At 71.4% G+C, this 24033-nt stretch carries 20 protein-coding genes and 1 pseudogene; 10 read left to right on the top strand and 11 right to left on the bottom strand.

Going from position 1 to position 24033, the window contains the following annotated elements:
* The 8 genes and pseudogenes from IPJ59_RS24855 to IPJ59_RS24820 all read right to left on the bottom strand — a co-directional run.
* Positions 1–1300 (bottom strand): annotated as a pseudogene (locus tag IPJ59_RS24855) (beta strand repeat-containing protein); the annotation flags it as partial.
* Positions 1301–1529: 229 nt separating this feature from the next.
* On the bottom strand, positions 1530–2330 hold the full coding sequence (locus IPJ59_RS24850) for a hypothetical protein (protein WP_293273572.1): 801 nt from the start codon (positions 2328–2330) through the stop codon (positions 1530–1532).
* Positions 2327–2863, bottom strand: coding sequence for an RNA polymerase sigma factor (locus IPJ59_RS24845; protein WP_293273571.1), 537 nt, complete (start codon positions 2861–2863; stop codon positions 2327–2329). Before IPJ59_RS24845 ends, IPJ59_RS24850 begins: the two co-directional genes overlap by 4 nt.
* A 62-nt stretch (positions 2864–2925) precedes the next feature.
* A complete protein-coding gene (locus IPJ59_RS24840) occupies positions 2926–3996 on the bottom strand; it encodes a hypothetical protein (protein ID WP_293273570.1) in 1071 nt (356 codons plus the stop codon).
* Between the two features lie 186 nt (positions 3997–4182).
* Entirely contained in the window at positions 4183–4779 is a 597-nt protein-coding gene (locus tag IPJ59_RS24835; protein WP_293273569.1) for a hypothetical protein, read from the bottom strand.
* A 73-nt stretch (positions 4780–4852) separates the two neighbouring features.
* Positions 4853–5371: a tetratricopeptide repeat protein gene (locus tag IPJ59_RS24830; RefSeq protein WP_293273574.1), complete on the bottom strand. Its 519-nt coding sequence runs from the start codon at positions 5369–5371 to the stop codon at positions 4853–4855.
* 244 nt (positions 5372–5615) lie between these two features.
* Entirely contained in the window at positions 5616–7220 is a 1605-nt protein-coding gene (locus IPJ59_RS24825) for a serine/threonine-protein kinase (protein WP_293273568.1), read from the bottom strand.
* Between the two features lie 171 nt (positions 7221–7391).
* Complete coding sequence (locus IPJ59_RS24820; protein ID WP_293273567.1) at positions 7392–9503, bottom strand: eCIS core domain-containing protein; 2112 nt, start codon at positions 9501–9503, stop codon at positions 7392–7394.
* 210 nt (positions 9504–9713) lie between these two features.
* Between IPJ59_RS24820 and IPJ59_RS24815 the strand changes: the two genes are divergently transcribed.
* The 3 genes from IPJ59_RS24815 (at position 9714) to IPJ59_RS24805 (ending at position 13320) form a co-directional block, all read left to right on the top strand.
* Positions 9714–10193 (top strand): RidA family protein, encoded by a 480-nt coding sequence (locus IPJ59_RS24815; RefSeq protein ID WP_293261138.1) that lies wholly within the window; start codon positions 9714–9716, stop codon positions 10191–10193.
* Positions 10194–10526: 333 nt separating this feature from the next.
* Positions 10527–12380, top strand: coding sequence for an amidohydrolase family protein (locus IPJ59_RS24810; protein ID WP_293273566.1), 1854 nt, complete (start codon positions 10527–10529; stop codon positions 12378–12380).
* Between the two features lie 154 nt (positions 12381–12534).
* Positions 12535–13320, top strand: a complete 786-nt coding sequence (locus IPJ59_RS24805) for a hypothetical protein (protein ID WP_293273565.1) — start codon at positions 12535–12537, stop codon at positions 13318–13320.
* A 100-nt stretch (positions 13321–13420) separates the two neighbouring features.
* Here IPJ59_RS24805 and IPJ59_RS24800 read toward each other — a convergent pair whose 3' ends face one another.
* Both IPJ59_RS24800 and IPJ59_RS24795 read right to left on the bottom strand, forming a co-directional pair.
* Positions 13421–14962, bottom strand: a complete 1542-nt coding sequence (locus IPJ59_RS24800; RefSeq protein ID WP_293273564.1) for a hypothetical protein — start codon at positions 14960–14962, stop codon at positions 13421–13423.
* 39 nt (positions 14963–15001) lie between these two features.
* On the bottom strand, positions 15002–16540 hold the full coding sequence (locus IPJ59_RS24795; RefSeq protein ID WP_293261127.1) for an acetyl-CoA hydrolase/transferase C-terminal domain-containing protein: 1539 nt from the start codon (positions 16538–16540) through the stop codon (positions 15002–15004).
* A gap of 187 nt (positions 16541–16727) precedes the next feature.
* On the opposite strand from IPJ59_RS24795, the gene IPJ59_RS24790 reads away from it, so the two are divergent.
* The 6 genes from IPJ59_RS24790 to IPJ59_RS24765 all read left to right on the top strand — a co-directional run bounded on the left by IPJ59_RS24790 (position 16728) and on the right by IPJ59_RS24765 (position 22630).
* The gene (locus IPJ59_RS24790) at positions 16728–19295 is read left to right on the top strand and encodes a hypothetical protein (protein ID WP_293273563.1); all 2568 of its coding nucleotides are present in this window, start codon (positions 16728–16730) and stop codon (positions 19293–19295) included.
* Positions 19292–19483: a hypothetical protein gene (locus IPJ59_RS24785; protein ID WP_293273562.1), complete on the top strand. Its 192-nt coding sequence runs from the start codon at positions 19292–19294 to the stop codon at positions 19481–19483. The genes IPJ59_RS24790 and IPJ59_RS24785 overlap by 4 nt, the downstream gene beginning before the upstream one ends.
* Before the next feature lie 167 nt (positions 19484–19650).
* Positions 19651–19794 (top strand): hypothetical protein, encoded by a 144-nt coding sequence (locus IPJ59_RS24780; protein ID WP_293261121.1) that lies wholly within the window; start codon positions 19651–19653, stop codon positions 19792–19794.
* 5 nt (positions 19795–19799) lie between these two features.
* On the top strand, positions 19800–21179 hold the full coding sequence (locus IPJ59_RS24775) for an MBL fold metallo-hydrolase RNA specificity domain-containing protein (RefSeq protein ID WP_293273561.1): 1380 nt from the start codon (positions 19800–19802) through the stop codon (positions 21177–21179).
* Positions 21176–21946 carry a uridine kinase family protein gene (locus IPJ59_RS24770; RefSeq protein ID WP_293261117.1) on the top strand — a complete coding sequence of 257 codons (771 nt, stop codon included), beginning with the start codon at positions 21176–21178 and terminating at the stop codon, positions 21944–21946. Before IPJ59_RS24775 ends, IPJ59_RS24770 begins: the two co-directional genes overlap by 4 nt.
* A 105-nt stretch (positions 21947–22051) precedes the next feature.
* Entirely contained in the window at positions 22052–22630 is a 579-nt protein-coding gene (locus IPJ59_RS24765) for a tellurite resistance TerB family protein (protein WP_293261115.1), read from the top strand.
* Positions 22631–22639: 9 nt separating this feature from the next.
* On the opposite strand, the gene IPJ59_RS24760 is transcribed toward IPJ59_RS24765, so the two are convergent.
* Complete coding sequence (locus IPJ59_RS24760; protein WP_293261113.1) at positions 22640–23131, bottom strand: hypothetical protein; 492 nt, start codon at positions 23129–23131, stop codon at positions 22640–22642.
* Between the two features lie 81 nt (positions 23132–23212).
* Here IPJ59_RS24760 and IPJ59_RS24755 point away from each other — a divergent pair, with 81 nt between their 5' ends.
* A complete protein-coding gene (locus IPJ59_RS24755; RefSeq protein ID WP_293261111.1) occupies positions 23213–24028 on the top strand; it encodes an SDR family NAD(P)-dependent oxidoreductase in 816 nt (271 codons plus the stop codon).
* The last annotated feature ends 5 nt before the right edge of the window (positions 24029–24033 follow it).

The raw sequence follows: 24033 nt of genomic DNA, 5'->3' as shown, positions 1-24033 counted from the left end.
CCTCGGTGACCGCGCTGGCGGCGAGGGTGTTGCCGTCCCCCGACAGCGCCAGGCTGTTCCCGAAAAGATCGCCGGCGCCGGTGTTGGAGCTCTTGATGTAGGCCTGCTGCGACCAGGCCTGGCCCGTCCGCCCGAACACATACACGGCGCCGGCGTCGACCGCACTGTTATTGGCCTGGTCAGCGTCGATGCCGGTGGCGGCGCTGTCCTCCGCCACCGCGCTGACCGCGAGGGCATTGCCGTCCGATGACAGGGCGAGGCTGTACCCGAAGAGGTCGACTGCTTCGGTATTGGAGGCCTTGATGTAGGCTTGCTGCGACCAGACGTTGTTCGCCCGCACGAACACGTAGACAGCCCCGGCGCTGGCGGCGCTGTTGTCGGCCTGGTCGCCGCCGATGCCGGTGGCGGCGCTGTCCTCCCGGCGCGAGCCGACGGCGAGGGTGTTGCCGTCGGCCGACAGTTCGACGTCGATGTACCCGAAAACGTCGCCCGCCTCGGTGTTGGAGGCCTTGAAGTACCCGATCGCGTTCGCCATCGAGTCGACGACCTCGACCGGCGCGGAGTCGCTGCAGCCCCCGCCGTTGCACGCCCGCAGGATGTAGCGCGCGCCGAAGCGCAGGTGCAGCGGCATGGTCAGCGAGATCGACTCACCGGGGATGTCTCCCCCGACCTGATCGTAGGGCAGGTCCCCGGTGGGGCTCTCGATCAATTGATAGTAGGTCGCGCCGGGCGCGGCCGCCCAGCTGAAGTCGAACTGCTTGATCGGCGAGAACTTCAGCTGCAGCGTCGTCGCCTCCGGGGGCAGGATGCATTCGGCGCTGCAGCCGTCGCCGTCCTCCACGTTGCCGTCGTCGCAGCCCTCGCCGGGGCCGGGCTTGCCGTCGCCGCAGACGTTGATCTTGCAGTCGGCGGTGCAGGCCTGATCGTCGCCGTTTTGGGCCCCGTTGTCGCACTCCTCGCCGACGTCCTGGGCGTCGTCGCCACAGACGGGGTCGGGGACGCCGGTGGTATCGCCGGTGGTGGTCGAGTCGTCGGCGGTGGTGGAATCACCGGTGGTGGTCGAATCACCGGTCGTGGGCGAGTCGCCGGTGCTGGTCGAATCGCCGGCGCTGGTAAGGTCGGTGGTATCGCCGGTCGGGCCTGTGGTCGGGTCGGTGGTCGAGGTGCCGGTCGTGCTGGCGGCCTCGCCGGTATCGGTCTCCGCGTCCGTGTCCGTCGCCGAGGTGTCGGCGATGGGGTCGGCTTGGCAGGCGAGGAGCGTGGCGAGCGTGAACGGGACAATGAGCTTGGTTTGGGACATGGGGATGCACTCCTCGAGAATGAGGGGGAGGGCGTCGAATCGCGACGCGGCGGCGCATGAGCACGCGCTCGGATCGGGGCGATGAATCGACGCTGGACAGGTCAGCCGGTAGGCCGCGACGGGCAGTCACGGACGACGCCAGTGGCGATCAGGAGGTGATGCGCTTGGTGCCGCGGCCCCCGCCGATCCATCACACGATCTCGAGAAAAACGCAGAGGGGTCCGCGGCGCTACAGCTTGCAGGCGCTGCGGACCCGATCGGCGTGGATCGAATCCGGATTGTCCTGGAGGAACTTCTGTCCCGCCTCGGGTGCGGCCGCCTGCCCGCTCTCGCAGCGGGCGATCGCGATCAAGGCGTCACGCTCCTGCGCGAAGTGCCCGCGAGGAAAGCGCTGCCGGTGGCTGCGCAGCAGCGCGAGGCCCTCACGCAATGCGCCGCGCTGGATCGCGGCCTGGCCCGCCGCGAGCAGCTTCAGCTCGCCCGCGAAGTCGTCCTCCTGGGGGGCGGGCCGCGGGGTCGGGCGCGTCGGCGCTGGGAGCTCGGGTGCGTCGGTCGCCTCGGGGGCCTCCGGCGTGGCCGTCGGCGGGGCCGCGGTCCGCTCCGGTGCGAACGGCACGTAGATCGGCGGGTTCCACGAGAGCGCGGGCTCTGGCGCCGGGGGCAGGCTGTCCGCGACGATCTCGGGCTCCTCCGCCATCCCCCACGAGAGGACGACGCCGACCACCAGCAATGCTGTCAGCGGCAACGCTTTCAGCAGCGATACTGCCTTCAGGGACGGCGCCGCCTTCAGGGACGGCGCCGCCTTCAGCGTCGCCACGGGGCGCAGCGGCGCCGTCGGGGCAGCTCCGGGCCCACCTCCGTCGCCGGGCCCACCTCCGTCGCCGGGCCCACCTCCGTCGCCGGGCCCGCCCTCACCCGGCAGCGCCGCCATGAGGCGCGCCCAGCCGAGCTCCTTCGCCCCGGCGGGCGGCAGCACGTGATCCGCCTCGCTATGAATGATGGCCTGCAGCTCGCGATCGATGGCGTTCATGGTGCCCTATCCTTGGTGCGTGCCAGGTAACGCGCGACGGCGCGGCGCATGGCCTCGCGAGCGAGGCGGAGCCGCGAATAGACTGTGGGCACCTTGAGATCGAGGGCCGCGGCGATCTCCGGGGCGGTCATGCTCTCGAGCTCGATCATGATGAATACAGCCCGTTGATCGGCATCCAGCGAGTCGAGCAATTGATGCAGCGTGGCGCGGCTCTCCTCCCGCGTCCAGGGGTCCTCGGATTGCGGAGGCGCGACCGACTCGTATCGGTGCAGGTGGTGGACCTCGCGCTGTTGATCGCGGCGGCGCGACTGGGCCACCCGCATGGCGATGGCGAACAGCCAGGTGCGCAGGCTCGATCGACCCTCGAACTCAGCCAGCCGGCGCGCGACCACGAGGAAGGTGTCATGCACCGCGTCCTCGACGTCGGTCGCGTCGACGCCGAGCCGCCGCAGCGAGCGCCAAACGAAGTCGTGGTGCGCATTGTAGACCTCCGCCAGACCGGGGGTGCGGACGGGCTCGGCGCTGGCAGCCATGGTGGCGGACGCGAGGCTCAACGTGCTTGGTTCCGCGGCCCCGGCCGATCCATCACTCAATTTCATGGCAATCGGAGCTCGATTCCGGCCATGAAGCGCCCGGCCACGGGCTGGGCGCGGAAGATCGGCCCGATCTCCTCGATCGTGTAGCTGGCCCGCGACGGCACGAGGAGCTCCGGCGCCAGCCACAGCGCCAGCCGGCGCAGCGGCACGACCACGAGCGACGGCGCGAACACCCCGGCCATCCAGGTGACCCGCTGGCGGCGGTTGTCCTGCAAGCCAACTCCCGTGACCTGGACCTGGCCTGCCTCGGCGCCGGCGCACAGCGGCAGCTCGAGCAAGCGGTGGGGATGCAGCACGCCGCACAGGCGCGGCCCGAGGCTCCACAGGAGGAAGTCAGCGCCGCTGTCCGCGTCCGTGCCGACGAGGCGGAGGTGACGCGCGGGCCACAGCGACGCCACCAGCTCCAGCCGAAGGTGGCGAAAGACCAGCGACGCGGCCACGCTCACGCCGCCGCCGACGCCTGGCAGCTCGCCGACGCCGAGGCCGCCGAGGGCCCGCAGCGACCCGCGGGGCCGCCATGTGGGGGCCCTGGGCGTGGCGGCTGGCGGCGGCGTCGGGGCTGGCGGCGCGGGCTCCGGGATCGGGGAGACCGGGGTGGGCGACGGAGGCGTGGGCTCCGGGGCGGCCAGCGGCGCCTCCGTGGGGGCGCGCTCCAGGGCGGGCACTGGTTGCTGCGACGGATCGAGCAGCGTCAGCGCGTCCGGGCCCAATCGCCCGATCGAGGCGGGATCGATGGTGATGGCGATCACCACCGCCGCGGCGCGCGTGAGCAGCTCGCAGTCCCGATCATAACGCAATGCCCGCTCGCGCATCCCGGCCTCGCCCACCGTGAACACGCGCAGGGACAGGGTCTCGCCCTCGTCGCGGACCACGGCGATCACCGACAGGGGTCGGGGCCGCGGCAGCGCCAGGCTCCCGCCCAGGATCTCGTCCACCTGCAATCGCAGCGCCGCCTCGTCGGGACAGCGCTTCGGAGCGTCCCAGCGCAGGTCCACGGGCCTGCCCTCGGCTGCGGGCGGCGGTGCGTGAAGGATGGCGGCCAGTGCCGCGGGCAGGAGACCGGGGAGCAACGCACGCACTATATCTTCATTCGCGTGACGTCGTGCGAGCCACCGCCGGTGGCCGAAGACGCGCCTGATTCCTGCGCGGGCTACCGGCCGAAATCTGGCGACCTACCTGTCCAATTCCTCGTCGTCGACCTCGCCGGGGCTCAAAGCCGCCCGATCCGGCCGCGGCGGGGCCTGATCGCGGGGATGTCAGAACGGGCAGACGTTACAATCCGCGTTGATCACACATATGAACATATCGTCGAGCGGCTTGCCCGCCATGCCCTGCTGCATGCATTGGAAGGAGCAGCCCATCGGGCCGTTGCCGCCGAAGATGCAGTCGAAGACGCAGTCGCACTTGAGGTCGGCCTGGCAGGCGTCGTATTCCTCGCAGCAGAATTGCTCCGCGCAGGCCTTGCAGGGCGGGGCGCCAGGTTCGGGCGGCGGGCAGATGACGGGCTCGCCGGTGCTGGATTCGCCGCCGGAGCTGCTGGCGGCGCCGGAGCTGCTGGCGTCGCTGGTGCTGCCGGGTTCGCCGGTGCTGCCGGTGGTGGTGACGACGGCGCCGGTGCTGGAGGCGTCGCTGGTGGAGGCGTCGCTGGTGGCCTGGGCGGTGGTGCTGGAGGCGGCGGAGGTGGAGGCGGCGCCGCTCGAGCTGCCGGGCTCGGTGGTGGTGGGGGCGCTGGTGGTGCTGGTGGTGCCGACGCTGGTAAACGCGGTATCGCCGGTGGCGTCTTTCGAGCCGTCGCCGCAGCTGGCGAGCGCGAGGCCGAGGGCGGCGGAGAGGAGTCGGTGGGGGCGTGCCATGGCCGCACGGTACGCCGCCGCGATCGGCCTGCCAAGCGCGGGTGCCGGAATTTGGGCTGGGTCTTGTTGGCGCTCAGGGTGCTGGCGCGAGGCCGGATGCGGCGTACTCGGCACGCAGCTCGGCGAGCATGGGGCTCTGTTCGCCGAACACCTCGATGAAGGTGGCGATCGTCTGCTCGTAGCGCTCGCGGGCCGCGGGATCGTGGAGCTTGGCCAGGCACCTGGCCAGGTTGGCGCTGACCATCGCGGTGTTGGCGTGCCGCGGGCCGAGCGAGCGGGTGAAGATCGCGATCACGCGCTCGTTGGCCCGGCGGGCGCCGGCCCAGTCGCCGCGCTTCTCGTAGACATTGGCGAGGTTGCCGAGGGTCATCGCCGTGTTCGGGTGTTCGGGGCCGAAGGTCTGCTCGCGCAGCTGCAACGAGCGGGTCAGGCGGGCCTCGGCCTCGTCGAGGCGGCCGAGCGCCTCGAGGGTGGCGCCGAGGTTGCTGAGCGCGTTGGCGAGGTCGTCGACGGAGACCCCGGGGTCCTTCTCGAAGATCGCGACCATCTGCTCGAACTCGGCGCGGGCCTCCTCCTGGCGGTGGTGTTTCATGTGCACGGTGCCGAGGCTGTTGTGGAGGCCGGCGGCGAGCTGGCTGTCGGGGCCGGCGCGGGCGACGAAGGCCGCGGCGCTGCGCTGCCAGCGTCCGGCCTGGGCGTCGTCGCCCAGGCGATCGCCGTACAGGCGGACCAGGCGGACGGCCGCGTCGCCGGCGATCTCGTCGTGACGGGCCGCGAGCGCGAGGTAGTAGGCGTCCTCGAGCTGGGTCGCGGCGAGCGCGAAGTCACCTGTCCGATTAGACAGGCGACCGAGGCGGGCGGTGGCCTCGGCGAGCAGCGGCGGGTAGGCGAGCGGTGTGGCGGCGGTGACGACCTCCTGCGCGAGGGTCGTCGCTTCGGGGTAGCGGGCGGCGCTCTCGAGGGCGCGGCTGCGGGTCAGGACGCGGCGCAGGGCGTCGACCTGGGTGACCAGCGCGGGGTCCTGGGGCGGAGGGACGGCGGCGCTGGGCCCTGGATGTCGGCGCAGGGGTGAGCGAGGCGAGGGTGGCGGCGATCTGCGGGCCGCGCTCGACGGTGCTGGCGTCGGCGCCCTGCAGCAGCGTAGAGGCCTCGTGGAGCTCGTCGCGGCGTTGCTCGAGGCAGCGCATGCGCAGGTCGAGCAGGGCGTCGGACTGCTCGCCGCGGTGGTGGGCCAGGCACGCGTCCTGGTAGCTGGCGAGCCAGGCGGCGGCGTGGGCGTCGAGGGCGGCGGCGGTGCGCGTCGCGGTGTCGTCGGCGAAGGGCAGGCCGCTGGCGCTGGCGGCCGCGGCGGCGGCGGCGCGGGTGTCGTCGTCCCACACGCCCTGGAGGCGCGCGGGGCCGCCTTCGCAGGGGGTCTCGCCGGGTCGCGCGAGGCCGACGCCGACGCCGATCACGGCGACGATGCCGGCGGCGGCGAGCAGGCGGCGGCTGGTTCGACCTGGCCCTTGGGATAGCTCGGTGAGGAGCGCGTTGAGGTCGGGCCAGCGGCGCTCGGGGTCGACTTGCAGGCCGCGCAGGAGGGCGCGGTGCAGCCAGCCGGGCACGCTGCTGCCGCGCGGGGGCGGGACGATCGTGCCGGCGCTGAGGTTCAGGCTGAGCTCCGGGAGCGACTCGCCGGCGAAGGGGCGCTGGCCGTAGATCGCCTCCCACAGGGCGACGCAGAGGCTGAATTGATCGGTGCGGGCGTCGACCGCGGCGCCGATCGCCTGCTCGGGGGACATGTACGCGGGCGTGCCCATGACGGCGCCGACGTGCGTGAGGCTGCGGTCGAGGGCGCTGATCGTGAGGTCGGCGGGGTTGGTGGTGGTCGGGGCGCTGTCGTTGAGTTCGCCGCCGCGGGTGGCGAGTCCGAAGTCGAGGACGCGGAGGCGGCCGTCGCGGTCGACGAGGGCGTTGTCGGGCTTGAAGTCGCGGTGGATGATGCCGACGGCGTGGGCCGCCGCGAGGCCGCGTCCGGCTTGCAGGTACATCGCCAGGATCTCGCGCCAGGGTCGGCGGCGGGCCGACTGCCAGGCGTCGAGGGTGCGGCCCGAGACGTACTCCATCGCCAGGAAGATCTGGCCGCGGAAGGTGCCGGTCTCGTAGATCTGGATGACGTTCGGGTGCGACAGGCGGGCCATCGCCTGGGCCTCGCGCATCATGCGGGTGCGGCCGATGCTGCCCTCGCCGCGGTCGACCAGCAGCAGCTTGATCGCGACCTTGCGGTCGAGCTCGAGGTCGAAGCCGGCGAACACCACGCCCATGCCGCCGGCGCCGAGGCGGCGGAGCACGCGGAAGCGGCCGATCTGCTCCGGCACGGCCTCGAGATCCTCGCGCGGCTGGGTGCGCAGCAAGCCGGCGTCGGCCGCCATGGTCGCGGCGCTGTCAGTGACCGCGGCCACTGTGTCGCTGTGGCTCAGCGCTGGAGCTCTGGTCGGTGGCTGCACGCCCTCCGGCAGACCCTCGCATGCTGGCTAACCTGACACAAGCGACGCGGCGGGCCGAGGCGAGGGGTTGCGGCCGCGCGGCGCGATCGTGGTCACGCGCTGCCCGGTGGCGAACGGATGATGCGCTCACCCGCTGGCCAGGAACGCGGTGAAGGCCTCGCGTTTGACCGCGACGAGCGCGACCCGCATCGCCTCGAGGGCCTGGTTGCGGGCGTCGCGGACGTCGCGCTTGCTGCTGGTTGCCGCGTCGATGGTGACGCTGATCTGGTCGCCGAGGTCGACCAGATCCTTGTACTTCTTCGGGTCCTCGGCCGCCTCGATCGCGAGGGCCGCGCACTCGCCGAGGAGCCGGAGGATCGTGAGATAGTGGGCGTTGGTGCTGCGCCCCGCGCTGTCCTTGATCAGGTCGCGCCGCATCGTCGCCAGGCGGGTCCCCAGGTCGCACGAGCGGGCGAGGTCCGGGTCCTGCGGCGCCGCCTCCCTGGACTCCTGGGCCCGGGTGGCGTACGCGCCGGTCATCGTCAGGCCCGACGGGGTGGTGTGGTCGTGGTGAAAGGACTGCTCCTCGGTGCCGTACATGGCGAAGTACCAGCGCGCGTCGTGGAACCTGCCCGCGTCGGCGGCCGAGCGCTGGTCGCGGGTGTAGTTCTCCAGGGTCACCGTGTCGAGGCCGCTGCGGGCGACGACGCCGGCCCAGTGGTAGTTCCATTCCCCGGTAATGCCGCCGAGGTACTTGATCCGGTAGGCCTCGCCGACCTCCGGGCTCGCGTACTCGTCGATGCCGAGTGCGTCCATCACGTCGGCCCGGGCCTCCTCCTGCTCCCCGGACTCCGAGGCCTGCTCGAGCTGCTTCAGCCGGTCATAGATGGCGAATTGGCGGACGGTCTCGTGGACGCGGGCGATGTTCGGGTCGCTCGCTGCGAGCACGCCGACCTTGGCCAGCTCGGGGATCTCGTTCGCCGTGTCGACGGCCATGTATTCGGCGAGCATGATGCGCAGCGCGTCGCTCGGGGTGGCGTCGCTGGCGAGGCACTGCTTGAGCTCGACGAAAAGCGGGCGAATATCTCGCACGATGGCGGCGGCCAGCGGATTCTCGGCGAGCGCGTCGAGGTCCTCGATGAAGTTGCGAATATAGCCGGAGTTCGCGTCCGTACGCACGCCCCGGAGCGGGACGGTCTCGAGCAGGTGGCGCATCCCGTCGAGGTCGTCGCCCTGGCCGTCGTCGAGCTTCAGGTAGGCCTCCTTGCCGCCCTGCGCGCGACCGGTGATCTGCTCGGCGAGCTCGATGCACTGTTGACGTGCGAACATTCCGAGGCCCTCGCTGACCTCGGCCTCGTCCGGGCTGGGTGTGCGCTGGGTGCCTTTTGGCGTGACCTTGTTGCGCGGCAGGACTTTGACCAGAGTTTCGGAGCCATCGGGGGTGGTCAGGGTCAGGGCCTCCGCCTCCTGAGGCAGCATCTCGAAGGGGGAGCCGACGGCGGCGAGCTTCTCATTGCTGTCCGCGACGCGCTCCGCGGTCGAATAGTAGGCCTTGGCCTGCTTCAGGTTCGAGGGTCCGAGCTCCTCGACGGCGAGCTGGAGGTCATCCGAGACGCGCAGGCTGACCCCCGCCTCGCCGTTGTGGCTCGCGATCCTCGCGGTATCAGCCGTGGGACTGACGAGGAAGTCGTCCAGCGCTTCGCCGCGGGCCTGGTGGACGAAGGTGTGCTCCGCGGTCCACTCGACGCTGTCGATGTCCTTCCTGCTGTCGACGATCGTGTAGCGCTGGATCACCGGCGCGGCCGCGGGGGTGCGGGCCTGATGGACCACGTGGGCGAGCTCGTGGGCGAGCAGGCCCCGGCCGGCCGCGCCGGCAGGATCGAAGGCGCCGCGGCGGAAGTAGATATCGGGCCCGGTGGTGAAGGCGAGGGCGTCGATCGAGCGGCTCATGCCGTCGGCGCGCTCGTCGTCGTGGACGCGGACCGCGGTGAAGTCGACCCCGAAGGCGCCGCTCATGTCGCGCCGCAGGGCCGGGGCCAGCGGGCGACCGCCGCCGCGGGGACGGGCGGTGCTCAGGGCCGCAGTGGCGCGTGGAGGCCTCGCCGCGAGGGCGTCGGCTGCCAGGCGATCCGCGGCGCGCTCACCCGGGTGATCGGCCGGGAGCACCGCGGTGATCCGCGACTCGCGGGCACGATCGAGGGCCCGCCGGGTCGCCTGGTTGCCGGCGCTGCGCTGGATCGTGAGCGCCGCGGCCGTCACGCCCGCGTGCTCCGGCTGCGCGTCGAGCTGCGGCGAGGAATGTGCCGCAAGGGGGTCGGGCGAGCGGGTCGCCAGGTCTCGTCGCGCCCCAACCTTCTTCGGTCCGCCCATGTTGCCCCCCGATCACCGACCGCGGCGAGGATCGGGCGGGCTCGCGGGCGCTGTCAAGGCGCGCCGCTGCGCCGCGCTCGTATCTGATACCTTCGCGCCATGGGCCTGGCTCGCTTCGCTCCCCTGATCGGCCTCGCGTGCGCGGCCTGTGTCCGTGCCGCCGCGCCGGCGCCTGTGCGCCCCGATCCGCAGTTCATCACCATGAGCGAGCCGTGGCCGTATCCGTTCTCGTCGGCGGTGCGGACCGGCGACTTGCTGTTCGTCTCGGGGCAGATCGGGACGCGCGTCGAGGGGGGCGCGCCGGTGCTGGTCGCGGGCGGGCTGGAGGCGGAGACCCGGCAGACCCTCGACAACATCCGCGCGATCGTCGAGAAGGCCGGCACCTCGATGGACCGCGTCGTCAAGTGCATGGTCATGCTGGCCGATATGAATGACTGGCCGAAGGTGAACGAGATCTATGCGACCTACTTTCCCGGCCCGAAGCCCGCGCGCAGTGCCTTCGGGGCGACGGGCCTGGCGCTCGGCGCTCGCGTGGAGATCGAGTGCACGGCGCGGGTCGATGGAGACGAGATCCGATAGACTCGGGGCGAATGCGCCGTCGGTGACAAGGCAATGAAGGTGGACATACAGGCCGAGGACACTTGGGCGGCGAGGTCATCGCGTGCGTGGCCCGAGGTGCGCAGGACCCAGGCGGGGGCGACACACAGCGCCCGCAGGTCGGCGGCGGCGGCCAGCTGCAGCGCCGGGGTCGCGCGGAGCACGGAGCCCAGCGACTATCGGGATTTTCTCCGCGGTCGCGCGGCCGGGAGCGCGCGAGCCCCGGAGGCCCGCCGGGCCCCCCCCCCCCCCAGCCCCCCAGCAACCGGCCGCTGTCGACCCGTCGGTCCGACGACGTGTGTTATCGTCGGATCCATGCGTGGTGGATGGTGGATGGTGGTGGCTAGCTCCCTGACGGCGTGTCCCGCGGGGGATCCGCCAGGTGATGATACGACGACGGTTTTGTCGACCTCCGGGACCACGCACGGCGGCGTCGACCCGGTCACCTCCGTCGCACCAACCACCGGCCCGGCAACGAGCACCACCCCGCCGACCGCCGGCGAGACGACCAGCGCCGCGACCGATCCCGTAACGACCAGCCCGACCAGCGGCCCGGCGACCAGCAGCTCGAGCGGCGGCGATACGACCAGGGGCGTGAGCACCATCGATACGACCATCGAGACGACCAACGATCCCTCGCTCGGATCGAGCGGCGAGACCGGGGAAGACGCGGACGGCGACGGCGTGTTCGGCGGAGACAATTGCCCCGACATCGCCAACCCCGACCAGATCGACGCCGACGGCGACGGGGTCGGCGCCGCATGCGAGGCCTGTGACGGCGCGCCGGGTCCACCCGAGGTGGTGTCGCTCGGCACGCCCGGACGGCTACGGATCCACGGCTGCCTGGTCACGTCCGACGGGGTGTACGACGGCGATGTGCTGATCGTCGACGACCAGCTGGCCTGCGTCGCGGCCGACTGCTCCGGGGACCCGGAGGCGCTCGGCGCGACCGTGGTGGACGCGCACGGGATCGTGATGCCCGGCCTGCTCAACGCCCACGACCACATTCAGTTCGACATCTTCGACGCGAGTGACTGGGCCCCGCTAAACGTCTACACCAACCACAACCAGTGGACGAACGAGGCCAGGTACGGGGCAATGGTCGACGCCAAGCAGTACCTGAACGGCGAAGGAAACAGCCCGATCGACCGGGGCTGCGAGCTGAACAAGTACGGCGAGCTGAAGGGCGTGATCGCCGGGACGACCGCGATCGTCGGCGCGGCGAACCCGGCGAACAGGCCGTGCTACGGCTCGCTCGCCCGGACGATCGACCAGACCCCCAACGACCTCGGTCAGGACAAGATTCAGGTCGCGACCCTGTTCCCGACGACCCCGGCGGCGGACGGGGTATGCAGCGCGATCTCCGGCGACACCACCGACGCCTATCTCATCCACATCGGCGAGGGGATCGACGCCACCGCCAAGAGCGAGTTCACGAAGCTCCAAACGGTGTCGACCGTCGACGGCTGTCTGTTCAAGCCCGAGACGTCGATCGTGCACGGCACCGTGCTCGGAGCGCCCGAGTTCCAGGAGATGGCCGGAAAGGCGATGCACCTGATCTGGTCGCCGCACAGCGACGTGTTGCTGTACGGCGCGACCGCCGATGTCCCGCTCGCGCGGGCCTCCGGCGTCGAGGTCGTGCTCGCCCCCAACTGGTCGATCACCGGCAGCCAGAACCTGCTCGATGAGCTGCGCTACGCCGATATGATCGACGACACCCAGTGGGGCGACCAGCTCACCGCGCAGGCTCTGTTCGAGATGGTCACCGGCGCGGCCGCGCGGGCCCTCGGGGTCGACGCGTTCATCGGCGTCATCGAGGTCGGCAAGCGCGCCGACCTGCTGATCGTCGCCGGCGACAACAACGATCCGTACGCCGCGCTGCTCGCCGCCACACCCGCGGAGATCGGGCTCGTCCTCGTCGACGGGCGCCCGCTCTACGGCGACGTCGGCGTCCAGGCGTTCGCACCGCCCGAGTGCGAACCGCTCGACCTCTGCGGCGCCGACAAGTTCGTCTGCGTCGCCGAGGCCTCGGTCATGCCCGCCGACAAACTCGACCAGACCCTCGACGACATCGCCTCGTCCCTGACCGACGAGCTCGTCGCCTACGACGCCATGAACCTCTCGGCGTGGGATTTCGCCCCCATCACGCCGCTGTACGTCTGCCCGTGACCGACGTTCGCGTTACGCCGGGGACATTCGTCCTTCGACACCCGAGGCGGCACCGAACTGCCGACGACGCGCGGAAGCGCTTCTCATGTATACTCGCGCCCGCGATCCCATCGCATCCATCCGTCTCGGGATCGCAGCCAGCTCGGAGGACACAATGGCAACCAAGGGCATCTCCTCATCGTCGAAGAAGGTCACGATTGCAAAAACCGCGGACGACCCGCGGACGCCCGCCGCCGAGCGGGCGCTCCCGTTTACACCACCGTCCTTGAAGGAGCTGCAGAAGCTGGCGAACCGGATGCAAAGGAAGAAGACCGGCTGGGATATGCTCAAAGTGCTCGACGGCGTGGTCGAGAACGGGCAGCGCGTGGCGCTTGCGTGGCACATGACCTGCCTCGGCATCCTCGATACGTGGAGCTGGCACAACTTGTGGTCCGAGCTGGCGGAGGACACCGGCACCGTGACCGGAGTCGACTTGGCCGCGTTTCTCGCGCGCGTGACGAATCCGCAGCTCGGCGGCATCGTGCCGGGTTGGTCCGACACGCTCGATCGCATGGTGATGCCAGTCTATGCCCGCGACCCGCAGCCGCTCGACGCCGCCTGGCCGAGCTTCCCCGAGCCCGTCCGCGAGGGCTTCAAGACCGTGCTCGTGCGCTTCGGAAGGCTCGGGCGGGATGCACTCTCGTCCGAGCTCCCGCACCTGCTCGCCAGGCAGTACCGTGCGTGTGAGCTTGAGCATGCGATGAGCCACGGAGATGACCCGGTGCGCTATCTCGTGTGGGATGTGGTCGGCGGCCAGCCGGCGCAGATCGACTTGCGGGAACGCGTGGCGTTCCGCGCCTTCATCGAGAAGCTCTGCGACTTTGACGCGTTCGTCGATGCCTTCCGCAACGACACGGGCGACCCTGAATTCGACGCACTCTTCGCTATGCGTCGGAGCTAATGCTCTGACCGGGTTGTACTGATCTGGTCGAGCTTGAACACCAGAGACTCGCCTCGATCTCGGCAGGGTTGAGCCAACTCCCATCGCGGGTCGAGTCGTTTCATTGCACCTCGAGCACCGCCGCCGCGAGCGCGCCCAGGGTCAGCTCGGCCGTGACGGCGCCGTCGTCCGCGCGGGTGATTGGCACGTCCTCCTCGGCGAGCGCCTGGGCGTCGGTGTCGATGCGCACGACTCGTGCGCGCGTCAGGGCGGGCCCGCCGGTTAAGCGCACCTGAATCCGGCGGGGGGCGAGGGTTAGGCTGGCCAGCAGCGCGGCGGCGGTGGCTTCCCCCCGCAGACCCAGGGCCGTGAACAGCGGGTCGTCCGCGCAATCGACGGCGCAGCGCTGCGGGGTGCGCTGTGCGAGGCGGTGGGTCAGCAGCTCCTGCAGGGCGAGCGCGCCGACCCGGCCCGCGGGTGAGAAGAAGCCGGCGCTGCCGTCACCGTTGCCGAGCGGTGCGCTCTGGCCTGGCGGCCACGCGCGGCGTCCGGCGCGGTAGTAGAACGAGCCGGTCACCACGCCCTGCCAGCGCGCCTTGCACGACAGCGCGTAGGAGGCGACGCCCTGGGCGAAGACCCGGCGCTCGTCGGGTGTCGCAGACCGGGCCCGCGCTGGATCGACGTCGAGGTGCGTGCGCAGGAAGTCGCCGGCCTGCCACTCGCTGTTCCACAGCTCGGTCGCGGTGAGGCCGTGCGCGTCGAGCAATGCTCGGTGCTCGCGTGCGAGGCGAGCGTTGGCCGCGGGCGAGGTGTCGGCGCCGTAGCTGTGAAAGCTCAGCACGGGCAGCGCCGTGCCGGAGCGCACCAGATCGGCGAGCATGCGGTCCAGGGCGCCGCGCAGCGCCGGCCACTCGACGATCGACAGCGGGATGCCGGGCCCGACAGGGCGGACCTGCGCGTCGGGGTGACGGCGATTGTGCGCACTCACGGTAGCGAGGAAGCGACGAAAGGCGGCGTGGAGCGCCGCACCGTCGGCGCCGTAGCCGCCCAGGCCGTTGCCCTCATTGAGGAATTCGACGTCGTCGATCCCGCGCTCGAAGCCGCCGGCCCAGCCGATGCTGAAGTGCTCGAGACACCGCGCGAGCACGCGGCTCCAGCGATCGAGATCGCGGATCGGCCGACCACCGAGATTGAGCCCGACCCAGCGATCGGAGCCGCCGATATCATAGGACGACTGCCAGAGCACTCGCAGCCCGACCTCGCGGGCGGCTCGCACATGGCGATCGATCGCCGCGAAGTTGTAGCTCGCGGGGTCGTCGGGGTCGGCCCGCTCGTCGGGGAAGATGCCCGCGAGCGTGAGCGTGTTGGCGGGGCAATCCTGGGGGAAGCGCGTGCGTTCGATGTGGTGCGCCCGGAAGGCCTCGATGTGCGGGACATCCTCGTCGACCTCGGGGTACGGCGATCCCTGGACGCCGGAGAGTCGATCGTAGGGACCGAGCGGGGCGTCGAGCGCCACATGCACTCGCTCTGGAATCGACGGAGCCCCGCGATCGGGGCCGCCGCGCCCGTTGAGGCATCCGCTGGTCCAGGCCGCGGCGAGGGCCGGCAGCCCGAGGCAGAGCTCACGCCTGCCGATCGCTGGCCTGCGAGGGTGGTGTCGCATGCGCCGAGTATCGCCCACCCGGCGCGGGCGGTCGCGGTATTACGCGGCGCCGCCGGCCGCCCCGCCCGGGAATTGCAGGCACGCCGCGTCGTAGCTGCGGCGCCAGCCGTCGAGGTAATCGGGCTTGGACATGTGCGGCTCGTCGCCGCCGCCGGCGAGCGCGAGGTATTCGCGCAGGAGCGGGCGAAAGTGCGGGTGGGCGCAGCGCTCGATGATGTCGCGGGCGCGGGCGCGGGGCGAGCGGATGGCGAGGTTCTCGGCGTGGCCCTGTTCGGTGACGATGCACTTGATGTCGTGATCGGTGTGGTCGACGTGGCTGATCTGCGGGAGCACGCAGGAGACGGTGCGGCCGTCGCGGAGGCGGCGGACCGACGGGGTGTGGGCGATGCTGAGGTAGGCGTTGCGGAAGAAGTCGCCGCTGCCGCCGAGGCCGTTGACGATCCGCGAGCCCTCGACGTGGGTCGAGTTGACGTTGCCGAAGATGTCGACCTCGAGCGGGGTGTTCATCGCGATCACGTGCAGGCGGTTGATGATCTCCGGGTTGTTGGACATCCACATCGGGCGCAGCACGAGGTCGCCGCGGGCCGCCGCGATGACGGCGGCGAGGCGCGCGGGGGATGTGTCGGCGAGCGAGAGGGCGGCCGCGCTGGCGCCGGCGAAGCGGTCGTGGTCGGCGAGCAGGGGGACCAGGCCCTCCTGGAACACCTCGGTCCAGAAGTGCAGGCGGGCGAAGGGGGAGCGGTGCAGCTCGGCGATCACGGCGTTGGCGATGTTGCCGACGCCGGACTGCAGCGGCGGGACCCAGTGGCGCCAGCCGAAGCGGTCCTGGCAGTCGACGAGGAAGCCGATCACGTGGCGGGCGATCGCGGTGCAGACGGCCTCGTCGGCGTGGTAGAGGACCGGGTAGTCGGGCTGCTGCGACTCGACGACGGCGACGACCTTGTTCGGGTCGAGGCGCACGAAGGGCGCGCCGATGCGGTCGCGCACGCCGGTGACGGGCACGGGCCAGCCGATCGTCGGCGGGGTCGGCGGGAGGACGATGTCGTGCAGGCCGGTGCAGTCGGGCAGGGCCGTGTTGACCTCGAGCACGATGGCGCGGGCCCGGGCCAGCGCCTCCGGGGACACGCCGACCGAGGCCGAGAGCACCACGCTGCCGTCGTGGCGGATGCGGGTCACCTCGACCACGGCGACGTCGATCTCGCCGTAGAAGCCGTTCATCAGGCCGCGGGCGAAGTGCGACAGGTGCACGTCGGTGTAGGCCATCTTGCCGGCGTGGATGAGCTGGCGCGACGCCGGGCTCGACATGTAGGGCCCGCGCCGGGCGATGAAGGGTGAGAGCGGGCCCTCGACCTCGTCGGACAGCGAGGCGCCGCTATAGAGGGTGATGCGGGTGTCCGGGCCGAGCTCGGCGAGGTGGCGGGCGAGGGCGGGCAGGAAGACCTTGGGCTCGCCGGCCTTGGTGAAGCCGCTGACCGCGAGGACGTCGCCGTCGCGCACGTGTTTCACGGCCGCCTCGGCGGGCATCACCTTGCGCCGCAGCGCCTCGCACTCGATCCGCGTCTCCAGGGGGTCGGTCATTGCGGGTGACGCTAGGCGATCGCCGCGGCGCTGCCAATCGCCGACCGCGAGGGCGAGGGGGGCGGTGCAAAAGCTGCACAGCGGCGCAGCTTCTTCCCGGGCGGGGCGCGGTCCGGGCGCATGGTGACGCGGCGGAGCCGCTGGCGCGGGGCTTGCTAATCGCGGCGGTGATCCGTCGCGAGCTCCCATGACCCTGCTTAGCTCTGGACTCTTCACCCTCGCCGATCCCCCGCCTGTCAACGCCGAGGCGCTCGCGCTGTCGCCGACGATCGGCTGGCTGCTGCTCGCCTGCGGGGTCGTCGTGTTCCTCCTCGGCATCGCGCAGTCGGAGCGCTGGCGCCGGCTGTGGCTGCGCACCGAGGACCCGCGCGCGCTCGGCCTGTTTCGCATCCTGTTCGCCGCGTGGGTGCTGATGAACGTCGGCGGGCTGTGGGAGCACTTCACCTTCCTGTTCACCGATGAGGGGCTGTTCGCGACCGACACGGCGCGCGAGCTGCTGGCGCGCGAGCAATTCGCCGGCTACGGCGACGGCATCGGGGAGCCCGCGGGCTTCTTCGACGGCCGGGCGCTGCTGCAATTCTTGAAGGGCCCGAAGTACTCGCTGCTGTGGTTCTGGGACTCGCCCACGGCGTTCTGGATCCACTTCTGGGGCTTCGTGGCGGTCACGGTGGCGTTCATGGTCGGCTGGCGGACGCGGCTGATGGGCGTGCTCAGCCTGCTGGCGATGCACAGCATCACCCTGCGAAACCCGCTCTTCATGGAGGGCACGGACCTCGTCTATTCGTGCATGTTCTTCTATCTGGTGCTGTCGCGCTGCGGGCACGCGTACAGCGTGGATAACTGGCTGCGCTGCCGTCGGTTGGCGCGCGAGGGTCGGCTGTCGCTGCCGGGCGGGCCGGGCGAGGGGGCCGGGGCGCCGCCGTCGCTCGAGCACCCGCAGGGCCTGCTGCCGATCTATCGCCGGGTGCCGGGCTGGCCGCGCCTGCTGATGATGGCGCAGGTGGCGACGATCTATGTCTACGGCGGCTGCGCCAAGAACGGCGACGTGTGGCTGCGCGGCGACAGCCTGTATTACGCGCTCAACATGGACCACTTCTACCGGGTCCCGCCGCAGTACCTGTCGGCGGTGTTCGGCACCAACCTGTTTCGCCTGATGTCGTGGGTCGTGCACGTGTGGCAGGCCGCGTTCCCGCTGGTGATCGTCGGGATGGTGGCCCGCTGGGCGCTGCGCGAGCGGCTGCCGGCGCTGCGCGGGGCGCAGCTGTGGCTGGTGCGCGGGCTGTGGGTGGCGCTGGGCCTGCTGGCGCTGGCGGTCGCCGAGGTCGGGTTCCCGGTGCACTACGCGGTCGGCAAGGGCAAGCCGTCGCTGGCGGCGGTGCAGCTCGGCTTCGCGGCTGGCTGGCTGGCGCTGATGCTGGGGATCGCGTGGCTGTGGCGGCGCCTGCGGGACCGGCCCTTTCACGTGCGCATGTTCGGGCGGGAGTATGTCCTGGACCTCGAGTGGTTCTGCGGCTGGTTCCTCGGTAGGCGCATGTTCCTCACCATCGGCGTGCTGTTCCACGGCCACCTGCTGGTGCTGATGAACATCGGCATGTTCGCGCCGATCATGCTGCTCACGTACATGGTGTTCCTCAACGGTGAGGAGCTGGCGTACGTGCTGCGGGCCTGCGGGATGGTGCTCGGGCGGCTGGGGGTGCCGAACATGCCGACGCAGCTGCGGCCGATCCCCGGCGAGGACCCGACCCTCATGGTCGGGCACCGCGACGCCGCCCGCCTGCCGCTGTGGGCCAGCGTCGGTGCCCTGTCCCTCGGGACAGCCGCGATCGCGCTGGCGGGGCTCGGGTTGCCGGGGGCGCGCGGGACCACCGTCGCTGGTGTGCTCGTGCTGCTGCTCGGGGCGACGCTGGCCTGGCGCCGCGACGGTCGCCGGATCGCCCGCGGCGACGAGGGCCCGCCGCTCGATCGCCCGTGGGCCTACGGGCCGTGGGGGCGCTTCCTCGTCGGCGGCCTGGTCATCTATCACATCACCGCGGTCGCGGTGTGGTGCATGCCGGACAAGCAGTGCGTCAAGAGCTTCCGCGCGGCCGCGCAGGATCCATTTCGCCTGTGGCTGACGCGCACCCAGACGGCCCAGGGGTGGAGCATGTTCGCCCCGAACCCGCCGCGGCACAACGTGTTCTTGAAGGTGCTGGTGACCGACGCCGACGGCGTGGAGTTCGACCTGCGCAGCGACATGTACGACCCCGAGCGCAAGCCGATCCCGTGGATCTTGAACGATCGCATCTTCAAGATGAACCGCCGGATGAGCGGCGGAGAGTCGGGCAAGGGCGACTGGTATCAGACCTGGTACGGCCGCTACCACTGCCGCGAGTGGGCGCTGCGGCACGGCGGGGTCGCGCCGCAGCAGGTCGAGCTGAAGAAGGTGACCTACCGGATCCCCGGGCCCGAGGAGGTCGCGCGCGGCGGTTACTACATCCCCGAGCTGCAGCTCGCGCAGCACAGCACGGAGCGTCGGCTGCACGTCACCCGCTGCGCGAGCGAGCCCGAGGCCCAGCTGAGCGACGAGGTCCGCGCCCGCCACGGGCTCCCGGCGCTGCCGGACGGGGCCTACAAGCCGTGGAAGAAGGACCGGCGCAGCAAGTGGGAGCGGCGCGAGCAGGTCGCGAAGCAGCGCGAAGAGGCGAGCGCGAAGGCCCGCGAGAAGGCCCACGAGAAGCCCAACCCCTCGGACGAGAAGCAGGAGCGCGAACCATGATGACCTTCATCCTCCTCAAGACCCCCGTGACTCCCGTGATCGACGGCGTGCGCTGGATCGACTGGGCCGCCTTCGTCGCGCTCGGCGCGGTGTGGCTGGTGATCCTCGGCATGTTGGTCGGGATCGCCATGATCTTGCGCAGCAAGGCCCGCGGCGACGCCGGCTGGGGCGACTCGCCGGGGCTGTAGCGGGGCTCTGGCGTGGCTTTTGGGGCCATGTGCAAGGCTTGCACATCGGCGAAGAGCTCGCGCCACCGCCAGGCGTCGCGCCGCGAAGACACGGGGCTTGCGGCTGGCACACGCCTTGCTCCCCTGGATCGGCGAGGCCAACGACGCCTCTTCCAGGAGAACCAGCCATGTCTCTCACCATCCTCATGATCTCCCCCACTGAGCTGTTCGTGCTTGTCGGCTGCTGGCTGACCGGCGCCGCGATCATCGTCAGCCTGTTCCTGGCCAACCGCCGCCGCCTCCAGACGCACGAGGAAGCTGGTACAGAGTAGCCAGCATGACGGCAGCTCACAGCAGCACGCTCACCTTCCTCGGCGCGGCCGGCACGGTCACCGGCTCGAAGCACCTCCTCGACACCGGGAAGGTGCAGGTGCTGGTCGACTGCGGGCTGTTCCAGGGCTTCAAGCCGCTGCGCCTGCGCAACTGGGCCGCGCTGCCGCAGGCGCTGCGTGGGGTCGACGCGGTGCTGCTGACCCACGCGCACGTCGACCACAGCGGCTACCTGCCGGTGCTCGTGCGCGAGGGCTACCGCGGCGCGATCTACTGCACGGCCGCGACCGCCGCGCTGTGCCGCCTGCTGCTGCCCGACGCCGCCTACCTGCAGGAGCTCGACGCCAGCTACGCCAACCGCAAGGGCTACTCGAAGCACCACCCGGCCCTGCCGCTCTACACCGTGGCCGACGCCGAGCAGGTGCTCGAGCAGCTGCGGGTCGTCGAGTTCGACGAGCGCTTCGCGCTGCCGGGCGGCCTGCACGCCCGCTTTACGCGGGCCGGGCACATCCTCGGCGCGGCCTGTGTGACCGTCGAGGCCGAGGACGCGCAGGTGCTGTTCTCGGGCGACCTCGGGCGCGACGAGGACGTGATGATGGAGCCGCCGGCGCGGCGTCCGGACGCCGACATCGTGGTGATGGAGTCGACCTACGGCGACCGCGTGCACGGGGGCAGCGATCCGATGACGGCGCTGGCCGAGGTCGTGAACCGCACGATCGAGCGCGGCGGAACGGTGATCGTGCCGGCCTTCGCGGTCGGGCGGACGCAGGCCTTGCTGGTGCTGCTCCACCGCCTGCGCGAGGCCGGGCGGATCGCCAGGGTGCCGGTAGTGGTCGACAGCCCGATGGCGATCGCCGCCACCGAGATCTACCTCCGTCGCGGGCGCGACCACCGGCTGCCGGCGGCCGAGTGCGAGGCGGCGTTTTCGATGCCGACCTACGTGCGCGACGCCGACGGGTCGAAGGCGCTGGACCGCGGCGACGAGCCGAAGATCTTGCTCTCGGCGAGCGGCATGGCGACCGGCGGCCGGGTCGTACACCACCTCAAGTACTTCGCGCCCGACCCGCGCAGCACGATCTTGCTCGCGGGCTACCAGGCGGGTGGCACCCGCGGGGCGGCGCTGGCTGGCGGCGCCAGGCAGATCAAGATCCACGGCCAGTACGTGGCGGTCAACGCCGAGGTCGCCCAGCTGGAGACGCTCTCGGCCCACGCCGATCAGCGCGAGCTGCTGGCCTGGCTCGGGGCGGGCGCGCGCCCGCGGCAGGTCTACCTGGTCCACGGCGAGCTGGCGGCGGCCGACGCCCTGCGCCTGCGGATCGCGGAGACGCTCGGCTGGCCCTGCGACGTCGCGCTGGACCGTGATACGGTCGCGCTCCCCAGCGCATGAGCGGCGTATCTCCTGTCCTTATCGGTATCGCGGGCGGCTCGGGCTGCGGCAAGACCTACCTCGCGCGGCGGCTGCAGACGCAGGCCGGCGTCGACAAGGTCGCCGTGCTGAGCATGGACCAGTACTTTCGCAGCCTGTCGCAGGTCGAGCGGGAGATGGACCCGCGCGACGTGAACTTCGACCACCCGTCGCACATCGACATCCCGCTGCTGCTCGAGCACCTGCGGGCGCTGCGGGCGGGCGAGGGGGTGATGGCGCCGAGCTACGACTTTCGCGAGCAGGTCCAGCGCCCGGCCGCGATCGCGGTCGAGCCCGCGCCGGTGGTGGTGGTCGAGGGCCTGTTCGTGCTGAACCCCCCGATCGTCGAGCTCTTCGATCTGCGGGTGTTCCTCGACGTCGACGCTGACCAGCGCCTCATCGGCCGCCTGCTGCGCGACCTCGACGAGCGCAGCGCCGACATCCGCTGGAACATCGACCGCTACCAGCGCTTCGTCCGGCCCGGTCACGCGAGCTTCGTCGAGCCGACCAAGCTGCGCGCCGACGTCGTCGTTGACTTCACCTACCGCCGCATGTTCTTCCAGGAGCTGCTGATCGACATGGTCCGCGATCACGTCGCGGGTCGCTTCGACATGTTGGGGCTGCTGCGCACGGTCCGGGGCGACCGCTACCAGCCCGGCGTGCAGCTGCGGGGCGAGCCGCCGGTCGCGGACACGGCTCCGGCGAGCGAGCCGATCCTGTTCGTCGGCGACAACCCGCAGCGCGGGTAGTCCCCGAAGAGCCCCAAATCGGCCGCCAACTGGTCTGCCAGCGCTCGCCTGGGCCACCTGTGTGGGGGTCGACAACGGGTGTGGATTCGCATACACCGGGGCGAAATGAGCACCCCGACGCTGCTGCAAGACACCATCGATTACGACGCGCCGGCCGGCACGGGCGACGCTGCCGTGCTCCACCAGGCGCTCAAGTTCTTCCTGCGCACGCAGCTGGGGGCGACCCAGCTGCCGCCGGCGCCGAACCTCAGCGAGCAGCGCAAGATGTTGCCGCTGCTCGAGGGCTTCGCCAAGGCGATGATCATCTGCGCCGCGGGGGACGGCGAGCTGGCGCCGGCCGAGCTCGAGTGGATCATCGGCTTCACCGCCAATTCGGGGGGCACCTACGAGCTGCTGCAGGAGCTGCGGACGCTCGACCCGCGCGCGCTCGACCCGATGCAGCTGCTGGCCCAGACCGAGCGACCGGGCCTGTTCGTGCACAGCCTGGTCTACAACGCGATCTGTGCGGCCGACGCCGACGGCGTGCTCGATCCAGCCGAGGAGCAGACGATCCGCGCCATGGCGATGGTCCTCGGCGTGCCCGAGCCCGAGGTCGACGCAGTGTTCGCGGTGTACCGCGACGAGCAGGCGCTCCGGCGCCGCAAGCTCGCGGTGCTGTTCCCCAACGGGCACCCCTGGGGCTGAGCTCGCCGGTTACAGGCAGAGGAACACGTGCACCGCTCCGGCGTGCTCGAGGGTCCACAGCACGCCGCGCAGGTGCAGGTCGAGGGCCAGGTCCGCGAGTGACCCTTCGGACAGGTCGTAAGGGCCAGGTCGGGCGAGGCCGCCGACGATCGCCATGCGGCCGATCGCCATGAGGTCGGGGAAGGCCCCGAGGTAGGCGCCGTGGCAGGCGTGGATCGCCAGGGCCGGCGGGGGCGGGCGCAGGGTCAGGGCCTGCGGTCGCTCGGCGCGGCGGGTGATGCGGGCGTCGTTGAGGCGGCGGGCCTGCACGCGGGCCTCGGCGAGCACCCGCGCGAGCGCGTCGAGGACGCCCGGGAGCTCGCGGGGCCCGGCGAGGGCGGGGCCCAGCTCGGCGAGCAGGCGGCGGCGCAGCAGCTGCAGGACGACCCGCTCGTCGCGGTCGATCTCGCGGGAGATCTGGTCGCTGCGGGCGGGCGCGGGGCGAAGGGCGGGGTGGGGCATGGCCGCGTGTTCGCCCGCGTCGCGGCGGGCGTTGCGTTCCGCGGTCCCCGGCTTGTTCGCTCTGGGCTACCCTCTCGCGGCATGTCACTCCCGCAACGTCCTCGCGCCGTCGTCACGGGTGCAGGTGGCGGCCTCGGCCGCGCCCTGTGCCTCGAGCTCGCCCGTCGTCGGGCCCGCGTCATCGCGGCCGACATCGACCTCGACGCGGCCGAGATCACGGCCGCGGCGGTGCGCGACGCCGGCGGCGAGGCCCGCTCGGTCGCCTGCGACGTGGCCCAGGAGGCCCAGGTCGAGGCGCTGGCCGAGCACGCGGCGCAGGCCTTCGGCGGCACCGACCTGATCGTCAACAACGCGGGCGTGGCGGTGGCCGGGCCGATGGCCGAGATCCCGTCGGCCGACTGGGCCTGGATCATGGGCATCAACCTCTGGGGGGTGATCTACGGCTGCCGCGCCTTCATCCCCCGCTTCAAGGCCCAGGGCCACGGCGCGATCCTCAACGTCGCGTCGGCCGCGGGCCTGCTGTGCACGCCCGAGATGGCGCCCTACAACGTCACCAAGGCCGGGGTGGTCGCGCTCTCGGAGACGCTGTGCAGCGAGCTCAAGCCGGCGCGCATCGGCGTGACCGTGCTGTGCCCGACCTTCTTCCAGACCAACATCATCCAGGCGACGCGCAGCCGCAACGCGAACCACCAGCACGTCGCCGAGAAGCTGATGGCCCGGGCCAAGATCCAGGCCCCCGAGGTCGCCCGCGTCGCCCTCGCCTCGGTCGACGCGGGTGAGCTCTACTCGCTGCCGCACGCCGACGGCGCCTGGGCCTGGCGGATCAAGCGGATGAGCCCGGAGCGCTTCTACCAGAAGCTCGTGCCGCGCTACTTCAAGCGCACCATGGAGCGCTGACGCGG

This window comes from Nannocystis sp. (assembly GCF_016714285.1).
GTDB lineage: Bacteria > Myxococcota_A > Polyangia > Nannocystales > Nannocystaceae > Nannocystis.
The sequence above is the reverse complement of the archived record's forward strand: the minus strand, read 5'-3'. Positions and strand labels throughout refer to the sequence as shown.